Genomic DNA, 17616 nt, shown 5'->3' with positions numbered 1-17616 from the left:
GCGGCCTCCTCGGCGCCTCCTTCGAGGTCTCCTCCGCCGTCTGCTCTTGCGACCGGGTTACCGGCGGGTAGCATGGGTGGTGGACCGCATCTGTCTCGGCGTGGAGGAGAAGCATCGTGCCGCGTACCGCCAGGGAGGTCGTCTTCGTCGACGGCGTCCGCACCCCGTTCGGCAAGGCGGGGCCGAAGGGGATCTATCACGAGACCCGCGCCGATGACCTGGTCATCAAGAGCATCCGCGAGCTGCTGCGCCGCAATCCGCAGCTGCCGCCCGAGCGCGTGGACGATGTCGCCGTCGCGGCCACCACGCAGATCGGGGACCAGGGGCTGACCCTGGGCAGGACGGCGGCGATCCTCGCCGGGCTGCCGCACAGCGTTCCCGGATATTCCATCGACCGCATGTGCGCGGGGGCGCTGACCGCCGTCACGACGGCCGCGGGTGCGATCGCGTTCGGCGCCGGGGACGTGATGATCGCGGGCGGCGTCGAGCACATGGGCCGCCATCCGATGGGCGAGGGCGTCGACCCCAACCCCCGCTTCGTCTCCGAGAAGCTGGTGGACGAGTCCGCGCTCTTCATGGGGATGACGGCGGAGAACCTCCACGACCGCTTCCCCCATCTCACGCGGGAGCGGGCCGACGCCTACGCGCTGCGCAGCCAGGAGAAGGCGGCCAAGGCGTACGCCGACGCGCGGATCCAGCCCGACCTCGTGCCGATCGCGGTCCGGCGCACCAGCCCCGAGGGCGGCGAGACCGGGTGGGGCCTGGCCACCGCGGACGAGCCGATGCGCCCGGGGACCACGCTCGAGGGGCTGGCCGGGCTGAAGACGCCGTTCAGGCCGCACGGCCGTGTCACCGCGGGGAATTCCGCGGGGCTGAACGACGGGGCCACGGCCTCGGTCATCGCGGACGCCGCGGTGGCGGCCGAGCTCGGCCTCCCGGCGAAGATGCGTCTTGTGACCTACGCGTTCGCCGGGGTCGAGCCCGAGGTCATGGGCTACGGCCCGGTGCCCGCCACGGAGAAGGCGCTGGCCAGGGCGGGCCTTTCGATCGGCGACATCGGCCTGTTCGAGATCAACGAGGCGTTCGCCGTCCAGGTGCTCGCGTTCCTCGACCACTACGGGATCGCGGACGACGACCCCCGGGTGAACCAGTACGGCGGCGCGATCGCCTACGGCCACCCGCTGGCGTCCTCGGGGGTGCGGCTGATGACGCAGCTCGCCCGGCAGTTCGAGGACCAGCCACACGTCCGCTACGGCCTGACGACGATGTGCGTGGGCTTCGGCATGGGTGCCACCGTCATCTGGGAGAACCCCCACTGGGAGGGCAAGTGAGCAGCGCGGCTGAGCTGTTGAAGGGGGCCGCCGAGCGGTTCCCGTCCGAGGTCGTCACCGAGGCGCGGGTGCGGCACCTGGATCTGCCGGACGACGGCGGGCGGTTCGCCCTCATCACGCTCGACAACGGCTTCGACCACACCAAGCCGACGACGTTCGGGCCGCGTTCGCTGGCGCACCTCGACGAGGCGATCGACCAGGTCGCCGCCGAGGCGGACCGGGGCGAGATCGTCGGGGTCGGCCTCACCGGCAAGCCCTTCGTGTTCGCGGTGGGCGCCGACCTCAAGGGCGTCGAGGTCATCAGGGAGCGCGACGAGGCGCTGGCCATCGGCGCCGGCGGGCACGACGTCTTCAGGCGGCTCGCCGGGCTCGCGGTGCCCACGTTCACCTTCTACAACGGCGCGGCCATGGGCGGCGGCGTCGAGGTGGGGCTGCACTGCACCTACCGCACGGTCTCGGCGTCGGCCGCGGCGTTCGCGCTGCCCGAGGTGTTCCTCGGGCTGGTGCCGGGCTGGGGCGGCTGCACCCTCCTGCCCAACCTGATCGGCGCGGACCGCGCGGTGACGGTCATCATCGAGAACGCCCTCAGCCAGAACCGCATGCTGAAGGGCCCCCAGGTCTACGAGCTGGGCATCGCGGACGCCATCTTCGAGGGGGCCGACTTCCTCGAGCAGTCGCTGCGGTGGGCGTCGGCCGTGCTGCGCGGCGAGTTGGAGGTGGTCAGGCAGCCTCCCGACCGGGGCGAGGCGTGGGACCAGGCCGTCGCGCGCGGCCGTTCGATCGCGGACGAGAAGGTGCACGGCGCCGCCCCCGCGGCATACCGGGCGCTCGACATCATCTCATCGGCGCGCAATGGCGACCTGCGCGAGGGCTTCGCCGCGGAGGACCGGGCGCTCGCCGATCTGATCATGGGCGACGAGCTGCGCAGCGGCCTCTACGCCTTCGACCTGGTGCAGCGCAGGGCCAAGCGGCCCGCGGGCGCCCCCGACGCGTCGCTGGCCCGCCCCGTGACCAAGGTCGGCATCGTGGGCGCGGGGCTGATGGCCTCGCAGCTGGCGCTGCTGTTCGCGCGGCGCCTCGAAGTGCCCGTCGTGCTCACCGACATCGACCAGGAGCGCGTCGACAAGGGCGTGGCCTGGGTCCATGAGCAGATCGACCTGCTGCTGCTCAAGGGCCGCGTCGGCCAGGACAAGGCGAACCGCCTGAAGGCCGCGGTGACCGGCTCGCTCGACCGGGCGGCGGCGTTCGGCGACGCGGACTTCGTGATCGAGGCGGTCTTCGAGGAGCTGGCCGTCAAGCGGCAGGTGTTCGGCGAGCTTGAGGGGATCGTTCCCGAGCACGCGATCCTGGCGACCAACACCTCGTCGCTCTCGGTCTCGGGGATGGCCGAGGGCCTTGCCCACCCCGAGCGGGTGATCGGCTTCCACTTCTTCAACCCCGTGGCGGTGCTGCCGCTGCTGGAGATCGTGCGGGGCACCGCGACCGACGACGCGGCGCTCGCGACGGCGTTCGCGGTGGCCAAGAAGCTGAAGAAGTCGGCGGTGCTGGTCAAGGACGCCCCGGCGTTCGTGGTGAACCGAGTGCTGACGCGCTTCATGGGCGAGGTGCTGCGCTCGATCGACGAGGGCACCCCCGTCGAGGTCGCCGACCGGGCGCTGGCGCCGCTCGGGCTGCCGATGACGCCGATCGTGCTGCTCGACCTGGTCGGCCCCGCCGTCGCGCACCATGTGGCGGGCACGCTGCACGCGGCGTACCCGGACCGCTTCGCCGTCTCGGACAACCTCGGCCGGGTCGTGGCCGCGGGCAAGCGCACGCTGTATGTCCACGACTCGGGCAAGCCCGAGCTCGACCCCGAGGTGGCCGCGCTGTTCGAGGTCGGCTCGACGGTGCTGTCCGAGGAGCAGGTCAGGGCGCGCGCGCTCGACGCGATCGCCGAGGAGGTCGGCCTGATGCTGGACGAGGGCGTGGTGGCCGACGCGAGGGATGTGGACCTGTGCCTGATCACCGGCGCGGGCTGGCCGTTCCACCTGGGCGGCATTACTCCGTACCTGGACCGCGAGGGGATCGCGCAGCGGGTGCGGGGGAAGCGTTTCCTGACGCAGGGCGTGGCCAGCGTCCCCGAGTGACCCGGCTGATGTGACACGGCGGGGTGCCCCGCTCGCCCCCGGGCGGGCGGGGCCCTGTCGTGTCCGCCCTGTCGTGTCCGCCCTGTCGTGTCCGCCCTGTCGTGTCCGGGAGAAGTCGGGGAAGTTGTGGGGCGGGGAGCGATGAGTTCGGCGGAGGACGGGGGTCTTTCGATGTGACGGCCGCACACGGAGCCGGATCAACGAGAGGACGTGACCCGCATGTCGACCAAGATCTTCGTCAATCTGCCGGTGAAGGACCTGGACCACTCCAGGGAGTTCTTCACCAAGCTCGGCTATTCCTTCGATCCGCAGTTCAGCGACGAGAACGCCGCCTGCCTGGTGATCAGCGACAGCATCTACGCGATGCTGCTGGTCGAGCCGTTCTTCAGGACGTTCACCCGCAAGGAGATCGCGGATTCCTCGGTGAGCGTCGAGGTGATTCTCACGCTGAGCGCCGACAGCCGCGAGCAGGTCGACGAGCTGGTGGACCGGGCCCTGGCGTCGGGCGGGTCGCCCGCGGCCGAGGCGCAGGACCACGGCCACATGTACGGCCGCAGCTTCCTCGACCCCGACGGGCACCAGTGGGAGATCGTGTGGATGGACGTGTCGGCCGCGCAGGAGCAGGGCTGAGCGGCGGCGGCCCGTGGACGGGTCGGCGCCGCTACGGGGGGCGGGAGGTGCGCGGGCGCGCCGCGACCCTCCCGCCGTGGGGCGCCGGCCCTCTCAGTCGCTGGTGAGGTGGGCGGCGGCCGTGTCGTAACGGCCGTCGATGCGCGCCACCAGGCCGGTGACCTGGCGCGCGATATCGGGGGCCGTGAGGCCGATCTCGGCCAGGATCTCCTCGCGCGTGGCATGCGGCAGAAAGCGCGGCGGGATGCCGAAGTCCCGCAGGGGGACGTCCACGTCGGCGTGGCGCAGGGCCTGCGCCACGGCCGAGCCGACGCCGCCTGCGCGGCTGTTGTCCTCGACGGTGACCACCACGCGGTGCTCGGCGGCGAGCTTGGGCAGCTCGGGGTCCACCGGCAGGACCCAGCGGGGGTCCACGACGGTCGTGGTGATGCCCTGGCGGCCGAGCAGCTCGGCCGCCTCGATGCAGAGCGGGGCGAGCGCGCCCACGGAGACCAGCAGCACGTCGGGCCGCTCGGCGTCCGCCTCGCGCAGCACGTCCATGCCGCCCACCGTGCCGACGGAGGGGACGGTGACGCCGACCTTGCCCTTGGAGTACCGCACGACGGTGGGGGCGTCATCGACCTCGACGGCCTCGCGCAGCTGGGCGCGCAGCTGCTCGGCGTCGCGGGGCGCGGCGAGTCGCAGCCCGGGGACGCACTGGAGGATCGACATGTCCCACATGCCGTGGTGCGAGGCGCCGTCGGGCCCGGTGATGCCCGCGCGGTCCAGGACAAACGTCACTCCACAGCGGTGCAGGGCGACATCCATCAGCAGCTGGTCGAAGGCGCGGTTGAGGAACGTGGCGTAGACGGCGAAGACCGGGTGCAGCCCGCCGGTGGCCAGGCCCGCGGCGGAGACGGCGCCGTGCTGCTCGGCGATGCCGACGTCGTAGACCCGGTCGGGGAACTCCTCGGCGAAGGACTGGAGTCCGACGGGGCGGAGCATGGCGGCGGTGATGGCGACGATGTCCTCGCGCTCGCGGCCGAGCTTGAGGATCTCCTCGCCGAAGACGGACGTCCAGTCGGCGCGGGACTCGGAGACGGGCAGCCCGGTGTCGGGGTGGATCACGCCCACCGAGTGGAACTGGTCGGCCTCGTCCTCGCGCGCGGGCCGGTAGCCGCGGCCCTTCTCGGTGAGGCAGTGGACGATGACCGGGCCGCCGAAGCGCTTGGCGCGCTGGAGGGCGGACTCCAGGGCCTGGATGTCGTGGCCGTCGATGGGGCCGACGTACTTCAAGCCGAGGTCCTCGAACATGCCCTGGGGGGCGATGACGTCCTTGAGGCCCTTCTTGGCGCCGTGCAGCGTGTCGTAGAGGGGGCGGCCGACGACGGGGGTCCTGTTGAGCATCTGCTTGCCGCGGGCGAGGAAGCGCTCGTATCCGTCGGTGGTGCGCAGGGTGGCCAGGTGGTTGGCCAGCCCTCCGATGGTCGGCGAGTAGGAGCGCTCGTTGTCGTTGACGACGATGACCAGGGGGCGGTCCTTGCCCGCGGCGATGTTGTTCATCGCCTCCCACGCCATGCCGCCGGTGAGCGCGCCGTCGCCGGTGACGGCCACCACGTGGTCGTCGACGCCGCGCAGCTGGTTGGCCTTGGCGAGGCCGTCGGCCCAGCCGAGGACGGTGGAGGCGTGGCTGTTCTCGATCACGTCGTGCTCGGACTCGGCGCGCGAGGGGTAGCCGGCGAGCCCACCCCTGGAGCGCAGCGCGGAGAAGTCCTTGCGGCCCGTCAGGAGCTTGTGGACATACGACTGGTGTCCGGTGTCCCACAGGATGCGGTCGCGGGGCGAGTCGAAGACGCGGTGCAGGGCGATCGTCAGCTCGACGACACCGAGGTTGGGGCCGAGGTGCCCCCCAGTCCGCGAGACCGCGTCGATGAGGAAGGAGCGGATGTCCCCGGCCAGCTCGGTCAGTTGATCGGGGGTGAGCCGGTCGAGATCGCGCGGTCCCTGGATACGGGTGAGCAGCGGCACCGTTCCTCCTTGCGTTCGGGGCTCATGGCGGCCGTTCGACGAGTTTAGTGTTCCTGGGGGAACGCCCAGGGCCCCAGGTTGCGAGATACGTCACCAGCGGTCGACGGCCCGGGCCGCATGACGCAGCCCAGGCCGGTCACTGACCGGTCATGTTCGTCCGGCGGTTCGTTGGGTTCGCCGAGAGACCGAGTCGAGCACCACGGCGATCAGGAGGACGGCGCCGGTGATCATGTACTGGATCTCGGCGGACATATTCATCAGGTTCAGGCCCGAGGTGATCGACTGGATCACCAGCGTGCCGAGCAGCGCCGCCCAGATCCAGCCGCGCCCGCCGAAGAGGCTCGTCCCGCCGATGACGGCGGCGGCGATGACGTTCATCAGCAGGTTGCCCGAGCCCAGGCTCTTGGAGGCGCCACCGCCCTGCCCCGCGAGGAACAGGCCGCCGAACGCCGCCAGGGCGCCCGCGATGGTGAAGACCGTGAGCCGGACGCGGGCGACGTTGATGCCCGCGCGGCGGGCCGCCTCGGCGTTGCCGCCGACCGCGAAGATCTGCCGCCCGTAGGTGGTGCGGCGGACCATGAAGTCGGCGAGCAGCAGCACGGCGAGGAAGAGCACGAGCGCGAGCGGCAGTCCGCGGTGCTGGTTGAGCGTGTAGGCCGTGACAAACGCGATCAGCGCCACGAGTCCGCCGCGGATCAGGATCTCGGTGAGCGGGCGCGCGGCCAGCCTGGCCTCGGCGCGGCGGCGTTCATGGCGCCAGGACAGCAGGACATACCCCGCGGTGATCACCGCGGCCAGCGTGTACGCGGCCGAGATGTCGCTGAAGTAGAAGTCCGTGAAGTCCCGCACCCAGCTGTCGCGCGGGATGTTGATGGTGCCTTCCTCGCCCATCACCCAGATCTGCACGCCGCTCCAGCCGAGGAATCCGGCCAGGGTGACGACGAACGCCGGCACGCCGACCTTCGCGAAGAACACCCCGTGCACGGTGCCGACGGCGGCGCCCGCGGCGATCGCCAGCAGGATCGACACGACGTCGTCGACGCCGTGGGTCACGGAGAGCACGGCCCAGATGGCGGCGGAAAGACCGGCGACCGAGCCGATCGACAGGTCGATCTCGCCGAGCAGCAGGACCAGCACGATGCCGACGGCCATGATGCCGGGGCCCGCGATGTAGACGGAGATGTTGGACAGGTTGCGCGGGGTCAGGAATGTGCCGGTCTGGGCCTCGAAGACGATCGCGATGATGATCAGGCCGATCACCACGGGGATCGAGCCCAGCTCGCCGCCGCGGATCCTGCGGCGGAAGTCCTCGACATAGCCCATGAGTCCGCGCTCGCGGACGAGCAGCCTGGGGTCGGGCGCGAGCTGCTCGCCCGGCGCCTTCGGCTGTGCGTCGGCGTCGCTCACGACGTCCTTCTGCGTGTCGCTCACGGGGCCTCCTCCGGCGCGCCTTCGGTGGTGTCTTCCGCGTCGGCCGCGTCGGCCGCGGGGGTCGCCTGGGCGGGAACGGCGCGGCTCCTGCGGCGGGATACGGCGTTGTCGGCCGCGCCGGTGATCGCGGCGATGATTTCCTCGCCCGATGTGGTGGCGACGGGGAAGACGCCGTTGTTGCGGCCGAGGCGCAGCACGGCGACCCGGTCGGCGACCGCCTGGACGTCGGCCATGTTGTGGCTGATCAGGATGAGCGCGAGGCCGCGGTCCCTGAGGCGTTCGACCAGGTCGAGCACCTGCGCGGTCTGCTCGACGCCGAGCGCGGCGGTGGGCTCGTCGAGGATGACGACCTCGGGCGAGCCGATCAGCGCGCGGGCGATCGCGACGACCTGGCGCTGGCCGCCGGAGAGCGAGGCGACGGGGATGCGGACGCTGGGGATCCTGATGGACAGCGTGTCGAGCAGGTCGCGGGCGCTGCGCTCCATGGCGACCGGGTCGAGCACGCCGCGGCGGCGGATCTCGTTGCCCAGGTAGAGGTTGGCGACGACATCCAGGTTGTCGCACAGGGCGAGGTCCTGGTACACGGTCGCGATGCCGAGGTCCTGGGCGTCGTGGGGGCGGGCGATCCTGACGGGCTTGCCCTTCCAGTGGATCGTCCCGGAGTCGATGGGGTGGACTCCGGCGATCGTCTTGACCAGGGTGGACTTCCCGGCTCCGTTGTCGCCCACCAGGGCGGTGACCTCGCCGGGGCGGATCTCCAGATCGACGTCCGTGAGCGCCTGTACGGCGCCGAAGCGCTTGGAGACGCCGCTCAGCGAGAGAACGGGTGCGGCGGTCAACTGAACCTCCTTACAAGGAATGGCCCCCGGGGCCGTCCGCCATGGGCGAGGGACGGCTCCGGGGGAAGGTGTGCGGCGAATCAGCTGAGGCCGGCTTCCTGGCACGCCTGGGCGTAGTCGGCGGTGCAGATCTCCTCGACCGTGTAGAACTCGTCCGCGATGACGGTGTCGGCGATGTTGTCGACGGTGACGGCGACCGGGTCGAGCAGCGTGCTGGGGATGCCCTCGTTGGTCGGGCTGTCCACGCTGTCGGGGGTCAGGTCGGCGAAGTCCTCGCCGCGCAGCAGGGCGACGGCCACCTCGGCGGTGGTCTCGGCCTGCGGGCGGAGCGCCTTGTAGATGGTGAAGGTCTGCTCGCCGCTGACGATGCGCTGGAGGCCCGCGAGCTCGGCGTCCTGCCCGCCGACCGGGACCCCGGTGATGCCCGCGGAGTTGAGCGCGGTGATCACACCGGCGGCCATGCCGTCGTTGGCGACATAGACGCCGTCGAAGCCGTCGGCCCCGAGGGAGTCGATGGCCGCGGTCATCTCCTCGTTGGCGATGCCGCCGTCCCACTCCTCGACGTCCTGCTCGAAGACGATGTCGGCGGCGCCGTCGAGGACCGAGTGGGCGCCCGACTTGAACATCCCGGCGTTGGGGTCGGTGGGCGCGCCGTTGATCATGACGACGCGGGGGTCGGTCACATCGCCGAGCGAGTCGATGAGGGTCTGGCCCTGGAGCTCGCCGACGCGCTCGTTGTCGTAGCTGATGTACGCCTCGACGTTGCCCTCGGCGAGCCGGTCGTAGGCGATGACGGGAACGCCCTCGGCCTCGGCGTCGGCCACCCAGTCCGCGGTGGCCGCGGAGTCGACCGCGTCCAGGATGATCACGTCGACGCCCTGGGTGAGCAGCGCGTCGAACTGCTGCTTCTGGGCGTTGGTGTCGTTGCCGGCGTTGGAGTACTGGACCTCGCAGTCGGCGCAGAGCTCTTGGATCTTGGCCTCGATGTACGGGCGGTCGAACGTCTCGTACCGCGTCGTCACGTCATCGGGCAGCAGCAGACCGATGGTGCCGCCGCTCTCGCCGCTTCCTTCTCCGTCGTTCCCGTTGTCGTCCCCGCCACCGGCCTCACCACAGGCGGCGAGGGCCACCGCCAGCGCTATGGACGTGGCTCCCATGGCGACAAGTCGCAGTTTTTGACGCATAGTTCGGCTCTGCCTCCCGGTTGGGCCGCCGCTTCGCGGCCGTGGGTCGGCGACGAGCTAACTCCGCTCGCTTCTTGGCGTCAATACATAAATCCAGGTTCAACCAAATCGATATCTTCTCTTACAGCTGAAAAGAAGAGGCGCTGGAACGTTATCGGGGCCTGAAAGCGGGCGGTTGACCGTGGGGTCCTGAGCGGTTGCTTTCCGTTCTGCACGTTTACTTCTTGACCGTTCAACGAGCCGAGGACGCGGCGCCGCGCGCCGGGCCGAGAAGCATCCCGTCGCCCATCTCGCGCAGCACCAGGGCCAGCGCGCCCAGGACCTCGGCCCGGCCGCCGAGCGCGCCGGGCACCAGGGAGAGCTGGCGGGCCGCGCTCGGTATGGCGTAGCGGGAGACGGACTCGCGGATCGGGGTGAGGGCGATCTCGCCCGCCTCGGCGAGGTCGCCGCCGAGGACGACGCGGCTGGGGTTGAGCAGGTTGCACAGCTGGGCGACGCCGGTGCCGATGTGGCGGCCGATGTCGGCGATCACGCGGCGGCAGCCGGGGTCGCCGTCGCGGGCGAGCTGGACCACGCGCTGCATCGTGAGGTCGGGGCCGTGGCTGGCGAGCAGCAGCGGGAGAACGTGGCGCGCGGCGGTGAACGTCTCCAGGCAGCCCCGGTTGCCGCAGCGGCACACGGGCCCCGACTCATCCAGGGTGATGTGCCCTATCTCACCGGCGGTGCCGCCGGGGCCCCGGTAGATCTGGCCGTTGATCACCAGGCCCGCGCCCACGCCGCTCGCCACCTTGATGTAGGCGAGGTCGCCCGCGCCCCGGCCGCTGCCCCACACGAACTCGCCGAGCGCGCCGAGGTTCGCGTCGTTGTCGACATGGACCCGCACGCCGGTCCGCGCGGCCAGCTCCTCGCGGGGGTTGGTCCCGCGCCAGCCCGGCAGTATGGCCGTCGAGCCGAGCGCCCCCGTCTCCACGTCGATGGGGCCAGGGACGCCGAGGCCGATCCCGATGATCTTGGCGCGGTCGACCCCGGCCACCGTGAGCAGCCTGCCGACCAGCTTCTCGGCGCGGTCGAAGCCCTGGTCGGCCGACGCGTCCACGTCGAACGGCTCGGCCTCCTCGGCCAGCACCTGGTGGGCGAGGTTCCCGACGGCGACGCGCAGGTGGCTATGGCCGAAGTCCACGCCCACCACGATGCCCGCGTCACTCGACAGGGAGACGCTGCGCGCGCGCCGCCCACCTGCCGAGGTCGTGCGGACCTCGACCGTTCCGAGCTCCTTCAACTCCCGAACGATGTTGGACACCGTCGCCGCGGACAGGCCCGTGCCGCGGGCTATGTCCGCCTGGGTCAGCGACCCCGCGGCGCGCACGGCCCGCACGACGCGCTCCAGGTTGGCCCGGTGCAGCGAGGACTGCGACCCTGGAGTCTCCACGGCTCCCTCCACTTCCGTCGCGCTCTTTCCACCGCTGCCGGGCGGGCACCACCATGGGCCCGCCGACCGTCCCGACAGCGATGAGAGACGGCGCCGGGCCCACTATATGAACTGAAGGGCCGCGGGGGGAGAACAGCAGGGAAACCGCTTGCGTCACCGCACGGCGCCCGCGGTGAGACCGCTCTGGACCTGGCGCTGGAACGTCACATAGACGACGAGGACCGGCAGCATCGCCATGGTCACGCCCGCGTAGAGCGCGCCCCAGTCGCCCTCGTAGCCCTGCTGGACCATGAGCGCGGCCAGCCCCTGGGGCAGCACGGCGTCGTCGGGTGAGCCGACGTTGAGCACGCGGGGCAGCACGAACTGGTTCCACTGGCCGAGGAAGTTGAAGATCCCGATGCTGATGAGCCCGGGGCGGGCCATCGGCATCATGATCTGGAAGAACGTCCTGGTGTGCGAGGCGCCGTCGAGTGTCGCCGCTTCCTGAACGCCGGTGGGCAGCGTTCGGAAGAAGGCGACCAGGAAGAAGATGGTGAACGGAAGTGAATAGGCGATATAGACGACGATGAGTCCCTGGCGGGTGTTCAGCAGCCCGAAATTGTTGAGGATGAAGAACAGCGGCACCAGGGCGAGGAAGACCGGGAACATCATCCCGCCCACGAAGAGCGTGTGGATGATCCGGTTTCCGCGGAAGCTGAAACGGGCCAGCACATAGGCCGCCATCGAGCCGAGAAGCATCGTCCCGGTCAGCGAACCGGCCAGGACGATCAGCGAGTTGAGGGTGTACCTGCCGATGTCCGCGTTGGTCCAGGCGTTGGTGAAGTTGTCCCACTCGAAGCCCGTGGGCAGGCCGAACGGCTCGGAGACCAGGTCGGAGTGCGGCCTGACGCTGGAGATCACCACCCAGACCAGGGGCGCGGCGGCCATGAACACCCACACCACGAGGAAGGAGTGCGCGAAGGCGTTGAGCACGCCACCGGTCCTGTCGCCCGACGCCTCCGGCCTCTGCTCGGACGCGTCCTGCTTCTTCTCGATCGTGTCGATCGTGTCGCTCATGCGGAAGACTCCCCGATCATGGATGCTCAGAACTCGATCCGATCCCGGCGGCCCAGGCGCATCATCAGCACCGAGAAGACCAGGGTCACAAGGAAGAGGACGACGCCGATCGCCGTGGCATAGCCGGCCTGGGCGTCCCTGATGGCCTTCTCGTAGAGATAGCTCGGGATGACGTCCATGCCGTGCTCGGGCACCATGATGTTGACCAGCGCGAAGGCGTCGAGGGCCTGGATCCCCATGTAGATCCAGCCCGTTCTGATGGTCTCCCAGGTGAGCGGGAAGGTGATCCTGAAGAACGTGGTGGCCCGCCCCGCGCCGTCGAGCAGCGACGCCTCGTAGATCTCCTTGGGGATCGCGCTCATCGCGGCCGAGAACAGCACGACGTAGAAGCCGACGAACGACCAGCAGAGCACCGCAAGGATGCACCAGATGGCCAGGTCGCCGCCCAGCCAGTCCTCCTGGCGCCAGGAGTCGAGGCCGACGATGCCGAGGCCCTCGTTGAGCGCGCCGCTGCGCGGACTGTAGATGCGCGCCCAGATGACGGCGACGATCGCGATGGACAGCACCTGGGGGAAGAAGTAGACGATCTTGTAGAAGCTGGAGCCGAACACCCCGGAGATCGCCTGGTTCTTGCGGTGCCTGCCGCCCGCGTTGAGCATGAACGCGAAGAACAGGCCGAGCGCCAGGGTGATCAGCGGCGCGAGCACGAGCAGCAGCACGCTGTTGCCCAGGGCCTCGCGGAACTTGTCGTCGTTCCAGAGGCGTTCGTAGTTGTCGAACCCCGTGAAGTTGTAGGTCGCCGAGTTCCCCGACCAGTCGGTCATCGAGTAGAAGAACGCCTGGACGAACGGCGAGATCACGAAGAGCGCGTAGATCAGCAGCGGCGCGGCGAGGAACCACGCTATGAACCGGTACTGGTCGAGCTTTCTGTACCGCCGGTCGTACCGCACCCGCTCCGGGGTGAAGCGAGGCGGCAGGAAGAACGCCACCGCAAGCTGTGTGGTGCTCGCGGGCGGGCTCGCGCCCATCCGCTCCCTCTGGGCTTCCATACCGCCCCTCCCCCGGGTCACCCCGGCCCTCAGACGTGCTGGAACTTCTGGATCGAGTCGTCCTGCGCCGTGGCGTCGGCGGCCTGCTGACAGCGGTTGATCGCCTCGTCGGGCTCGATGTCGCCGGCCATCATCGCGGCGATGGCGCCGCCGATCTCCTCGTTGTTGAGCTGCCGGTACCAGTCGGGCAGCCGCGGCAGGAGGAGGTTGTCGCCCGCGGCGGCCAGCACCTCGGACGCGCTGGTGAGCCCCGGGGGCAGGTCCATGCCGTCGGAGGCGCCGCGCACGGCGGTGAGCGAGGAGACCAGGCTCGTGAAGTTCCTGGCGGACTCCCGGCCCAGCATGATCCGCAGGAACTCGAGCCCGCCCGGCGCGTTGGCCGCCTGCGCGGGGACGAAGAACGGCTCGCTGCCGCTGGCCCACAGCGTCTCGAACGGCATGGCGTCGGAGGAGTCAAGGCTGGTGGGCGGGCCCACGGCCATCCTGAAGTCGTCGGGCGTGTTCTCGCGCGACTCGTTCTCGACCCACGAACCATTGGGTATGAACAGCGCGTTGTACTGGTTCCACTCGTCCTGGGACTCCTCGTGGCTGAGCCCGGGGCTGCCCTGGAGGACGAAGCCGCGGGCGGTCAGCTCGTGGTACGCCTCGAAGGCGGCGCGCACGGCGTCGTGGCGCCACGCGTTGGGCTCCAGGTTGTCGATGGCGCGCAGGACGTCGGCGCCGCCGATCTTGCCGATGAAGGGGTAGAGCGTGAAGTTGAAGTAGTACGGGTACTGACCGGCGTACGTCCAGCCCGCCATGCCCTGCTGCCTGGCCTTCTCGCAGACCGCGATCATCTCGTCCCAGGTGCGCGGGTACTCGACCTCGAGGCGGTCGAGCGCCGTCTGGGAGTACCACTGGCCGTAGACGGTGTACGCGTAGTTGAGCTGCCACATCGGCTCGCCGCCGAACTGCCCCATCTCGATGACGCCGGGCATGAGCGTGTCGCGCACCGTCACGCCGGGGTCGTCGAGCGAGGGCGCGTCGAGCAGCTCGGTCAGGTCGTACGCCTGGTCGTTGCGGATGAGGGCGGCGATGTCCATCGCCTCGGCGCCGGAGTTGTTGATGACGTCGGGCGGGTCGCCCTGCACCATGCGCGGCTGGAGCCTGGACTGGATCTCCTGCGTCTTCGCGTGCTCGACGGGGCCGTAGCTGCCGGAGTAGATCTCCTCGGCGTCCAGGGCGTACTGGTCGCCGAACCCGCCGTCGAAGATGACGACTTCGAGCTCGGCGTCGGCGTTGACGCCGAAGGGGTTGTTCTCGGTGGCCTCGCCGCGCTCGACCTCCTCGTTGTCGCCGCCACCGCTCGCACAGGAGGTGAGCGCGCCGACGGCCGGGAGGGAGAGGAGGCCCGCGGCTGCGGATCTCCGCATGAGAGTGCGGCGGTTGAGGTACGGACCGGAATGCATGTGCGCGTCCTCGCCTTCTGAGGGATGCGGGCGGCGGATGGCCGCCGGATCCCCGACAGGTATAGTCCACTCGTCGCGGGCGGGGAAGATCACGGACCAGGAACGCGAGGAGACTTTCCCGAGTTGAGATCTGGACGACACACGAGGCGCACGACGCACGTCCGCCCCGGGCGTCGTGCGCCCGGGGCGGATCCGTGGCCTCTCACCACACGCCAGCGGCGTGGGTCACTTGCGCAGCAGCGAGCGCAGGACGTACTGCATGATGCCGCCGTTGCGGTAGTAGTCCGCCTCGCCAGGGGTGTCGATGCGGACCGTGGCGTCGAACTCCACGCCCGTGTCGGTGGTCACCTTGACGGTCTCGGGGACGCCGCCGTCGTTGAGCGCGGTGACCCCGGCGATCGAGAAGGTCTCCTCGCCCGTGAGGCCGAAGTCGGCGGCCCGCTGCCCCGCCGGGTACTGGAGCGGCAGGACGCCCATGCCGATGAGGTTGGAGCGGTGGATGCGCTCGTAGGACTCGGCGATCACGGCGCGGACGCCGAGCAGCGCGGTGCCCTTGGCGGCCCAGTCGCGCGACGAGCCCGAGCCGTACTCCTTGCCCGCCAGGACGATCAGCGGGATGCCCGCGTCCTGGTAGTGCTGGGAGGCGTCGTAGATGAACGCCACGGGGGCGCCGTCCTGGGTGAAGTCCCTGGTGTAGCCGCCCTCGGTGCCGGGCGCGATCTGGTTGCGCAGCCGGATGTTGGCGAACGTGCCCCGGATCATGACCTCGTGGTTGCCGCGGCGGGAGCCATAGGAGTTGAAGTCACGCCGTTCCACGCCGTGTTCGGTGAGGTAGCGGCCCGCGGGGGTGTCGGCCTTGATGGCACCCGCGGGCGAGATGTGGTCGGTGGTGACCGAGTCGCCGAGCTTGGCCAGCACCCGCGCGCCCTCGATGTCGGTGACCGGGGCGGGCTCGGGGGTCATGCCGTCGAAGTACGGGGGCTTGCGGACGTAGGTGGACTCCGGGTCCCACTCGAAGACCGAACCGGTCGGGATGGGCAGGGAGTTCCACTGGGCGTCGCCAGCGAAGACATCGGCGTAGCTCTGCCCGAACATCTCCTGGCCGATGGCCGAGGCGATGACGTCCTCGATCTCCTGCTCGGTGGGCCAGATGTCCCGCAGATAGACCGGCCTGCCGTCCTGGTCGGCGCCCAGCGGCTCCGCGGTGATGTCCACCTTCATCGAGCCCGCGAGGGCGTAGGCGACGACGAGCGGCGGGGAGGCCAGGTAGTTCATCTTGACGTCGGGGTTGATGCGGCCCTCGAAGTTCCGGTTGCCGGAGAGGACGGAGACGACGGCGAGGTCGTTGTCGTTGACCGCCTGGGAGATCTCGTCGGGCAGGGGGCCTGAGTTCCCGATGCAGGTGGTGCAGCCGTAGCCGACGAGGTTGAACCCCAGCTTGTCGAGGTAGGGGGTCAGGCCCGCGCGGTCGTAGTAGTCCATGACGACCTTGGAGCCGGGCGCCAGCGTGGTCTTGACCCAGGGCTTGCGGCTCAGGCCCCGCTCCACCGCCTTCTTGGCCAGCAGCGCGGCGCCGATCATGACCGAGGGGTTGGAGGTGTTGGTGCACGAGGTGATCGCGGCCACGGTGACGGCGCCGTGGTCGATCTCGAACGTCGCGCCCTCGGGCGTCGTGACGGTGACCCGGCGCGTCGGCACGCCGTTGCTCACGGCCGGGGCGTCGGACGCGGGGAAGGACTCCTTGCCCGCCTCGTCCACGTCGTTGTCCTGGACATGGGCGCGGACGTCCTCGGAGAACGCGCGCGCGGCGTCGCGGAGCGCGATGCGGTCTTGGGGGCGCTTGGGGCCCGCGATGGAGGGAACGACGGTGCCGAGGTCGAGCTCGAGGTACTCCGAGAACTCCGGCTCGCGCGCCGGGTCGTGCCACAGGCCCTGCGCCTTGGTGTACGCCTCGACGAGGGCGAGCTGCTTCTCGTCGCGGCCCGTGAGCCTGAGGTAGTTGACCGTCTCGGCGTCGATGGGGAAGATCGCGGCGGTCGAGCCGAACTCCGGCGACATGTTCCCGATCGTGGCGCGGTTGGCCAGCGGCACCGCGGCCACGCCCTCGCCGTAGAACTCCACGAACTTGCCGACCACGCCGTGCTTGCGCAGCATCTCGGTGATCGTCAGCACCAGGTCGGTCGCGGTGGTGCCGGTGGGCAGCTCGCCCGTGAGCTTGAAGCCGACCACGCGCGGGATCAGCATGGAGACCGGCTGGCCGAGCATCGCGGCCTCGGCCTCGATGCCGCCGACGCCCCAGCCGAGGACGCCGAGGCCGTTGACCATGGTGGTGTGCGAGTCGGTGCCCACGAGGGTGTCGGGGTACGCCTGGCCGCCGCGGACCATGACGGTGCGGGCCAGGTGCTCGATGTTGACCTGGTGGACGATGCCGGTGCCGGGCGGGACGACCTTGAACTCGTCGAACGCGCTCTGGCCCCACCGCAGGAACTGGTACCGCTCGCGGTTCCGCCCGTACTCCAGCTCGACATTCTGCTGGAACGCCTGCGCCGTGCCGAACTTGTCGGCGATGACCGAGTGGTCGATGACCAGCTCGGCGGGGGCCAGAGGGTTGACGCGCGAGGCGTCGCCGCCCAGCTCCTGCACGGCTTCGCGCATGGTGGCGAGGTCCACGACGCAAGGCACGCCGGTGAAGTCCTGCATGATGACGCGGGCCGGGGTGAACTGGATCTCCTGGCTCGGCTGCGCGCTCGCGTCCCAGCCGCCGAGGGCCCGGATGTGATCGGCCGTGATGTTCGCGCCGTCCTCGGTGCGCAGGAGGTTCTCCAGCAGAACCTTCAGGCTGTAGGGAAGTCGGGCGGAGCCCTCCACCTTGTCCAGCCGAAAGATCTCGTACGACTCGTCGCCCACCCGCAAGGTGCTGCGGGCGTCGAAGCTGTTCGCCGACACGACCGTCTCCTTCACCACACGAAGTCGCGCATGCGTGCGCAACCACCAGATATCTCGATGTCGAGATAATTCTAACCCATGCGGTGTGCGCCCGCCCCGTGGCGCCACGGCCGTTCGGCCGGACCCCGCTCGCCGGGGCG

The 17616-nt window shown here is 70.2% G+C and carries 12 protein-coding genes; 3 read left to right on the top strand and 9 right to left on the bottom strand.

Annotated features, from left to right (window positions below; all coding sequences use genetic code 11):
- Nucleotides 1-116 precede the first annotated feature (116 nt).
- The 3 genes from DEH69_RS06940 (at nt 117) to DEH69_RS06930 (ending at nt 4087) form a co-directional block, all read left to right on the top strand.
- Nucleotides 117-1331 carry an acetyl-CoA C-acyltransferase gene (locus tag DEH69_RS06940; RefSeq protein WP_113685986.1) on the top strand — a complete coding sequence of 405 codons (1215 nt, stop codon included), beginning with the start codon at nt 117-119 and terminating at the stop codon, nt 1329-1331.
- A complete protein-coding gene (locus DEH69_RS06935; RefSeq protein ID WP_113685985.1) occupies nt 1328-3457 on the top strand; it encodes a 3-hydroxyacyl-CoA dehydrogenase NAD-binding domain-containing protein in 2130 nt (709 codons plus the stop codon). Before DEH69_RS06940 ends, DEH69_RS06935 begins: the two co-directional genes overlap by 4 nt.
- Nucleotides 3458-3676: 219 nt before the next feature.
- Nucleotides 3677-4087, top strand: coding sequence for a VOC family protein (locus DEH69_RS06930; RefSeq protein ID WP_113685984.1), 411 nt, complete (start codon nt 3677-3679; stop codon nt 4085-4087).
- 93 nt (nt 4088-4180) lie between these two features.
- Here the strand turns inward: DEH69_RS06930 and dxs are convergent, their stop codons facing one another.
- The 9 genes from dxs to acnA all read right to left on the bottom strand — a co-directional run bounded on the left by dxs (nt 4181) and on the right by acnA (nt 17476).
- The gene (gene dxs, locus DEH69_RS06925) at nt 4181-6094 is read right to left on the bottom strand and encodes a 1-deoxy-D-xylulose-5-phosphate synthase (protein WP_113685983.1); all 1914 of its coding nucleotides are present in this window, start codon (nt 6092-6094) and stop codon (nt 4181-4183) included.
- A gap of 147 nt (nt 6095-6241) precedes the next feature.
- Nucleotides 6242-7417, bottom strand: a complete 1176-nt coding sequence (locus tag DEH69_RS06920; protein ID WP_113686155.1) for a sugar ABC transporter permease — start codon at nt 7415-7417, stop codon at nt 6242-6244.
- Between the two features lie 104 nt (nt 7418-7521).
- On the bottom strand, nt 7522-8364 hold the full coding sequence (locus tag DEH69_RS06915) for an ATP-binding cassette domain-containing protein (protein ID WP_258534497.1): 843 nt from the start codon (nt 8362-8364) through the stop codon (nt 7522-7524).
- Between the two features lie 80 nt (nt 8365-8444).
- Nucleotides 8445-9548, bottom strand: coding sequence for a sugar ABC transporter substrate-binding protein (locus tag DEH69_RS06910; protein WP_113685982.1), 1104 nt, complete (start codon nt 9546-9548; stop codon nt 8445-8447).
- A gap of 232 nt (nt 9549-9780) precedes the next feature.
- The gene (locus DEH69_RS06905) at nt 9781-10977 is read right to left on the bottom strand and encodes an ROK family transcriptional regulator (RefSeq protein ID WP_113685981.1); all 1197 of its coding nucleotides are present in this window, start codon (nt 10975-10977) and stop codon (nt 9781-9783) included.
- 153 nt (nt 10978-11130) lie between these two features.
- The gene (locus DEH69_RS06900; RefSeq protein WP_113685980.1) at nt 11131-12033 is read right to left on the bottom strand and encodes a carbohydrate ABC transporter permease; all 903 of its coding nucleotides are present in this window, start codon (nt 12031-12033) and stop codon (nt 11131-11133) included.
- Nucleotides 12034-12059: 26 nt separating this feature from the next.
- Nucleotides 12060-13061, bottom strand: coding sequence for a carbohydrate ABC transporter permease (locus DEH69_RS06895; protein ID WP_113685979.1), 1002 nt, complete (start codon nt 13059-13061; stop codon nt 12060-12062).
- Between the two features lie 50 nt (nt 13062-13111).
- Entirely contained in the window at nt 13112-14494 is a 1383-nt protein-coding gene (gene ngcE, locus DEH69_RS06890; RefSeq protein ID WP_258534496.1) for an N-acetylglucosamine/diacetylchitobiose ABC transporter substrate-binding protein, read from the bottom strand.
- A 261-nt stretch (nt 14495-14755) separates the two neighbouring features.
- Nucleotides 14756-17476 carry an aconitate hydratase AcnA gene (gene acnA / locus DEH69_RS06885; RefSeq protein WP_113685977.1) on the bottom strand — a complete coding sequence of 907 codons (2721 nt, stop codon included), beginning with the start codon at nt 17474-17476 and terminating at the stop codon, nt 14756-14758.
- Between the last annotated feature and the right edge of the window lie 140 nt (nt 17477-17616).

Source organism: Streptomyces sp. PT12 (assembly GCF_003311645.1).
Classification (GTDB): Bacteria; Actinomycetota; Actinomycetes; order Streptomycetales; family Streptomycetaceae; genus Streptomyces.
Note: the sequence above shows the minus strand (reverse complement) of the source record. Positions and strands in the feature narration are given on the sequence as shown.

Excerpts from the sequence above, each read along its gene's own strand:
- DEH69_RS06930 (WP_113685984.1), top strand. The coding sequence starts at position 3,677 with ATGTCGACCAAGATCTTCGTCAATCTGCCGGTGAAGGACCTGGACCAC.
- DEH69_RS06920 (WP_113686155.1), bottom strand. The coding sequence starts at position 7,417 with ATGGGCTATGTCGAGGACTTCCGCCGCAGGATCCGCGGCGGCGAGCTG.
- DEH69_RS06910 (WP_113685982.1), bottom strand. The coding sequence starts at position 9,548 with ATGCGTCAAAAACTGCGACTTGTCGCCATGGGAGCCACGTCCATAGCG.
- DEH69_RS06900 (WP_113685980.1), bottom strand. The coding sequence starts at position 12,033 with ATGAGCGACACGATCGACACGATCGAGAAGAAGCAGGACGCGTCCGAG.
- DEH69_RS06895 (WP_113685979.1), bottom strand. The coding sequence starts at position 13,061 with ATGGGCGCGAGCCCGCCCGCGAGCACCACACAGCTTGCGGTGGCGTTC.
- ngcE (WP_258534496.1), bottom strand. The coding sequence starts at position 14,494 with ATGCGGAGATCCGCAGCCGCGGGCCTCCTCTCCCTCCCGGCCGTCGGC.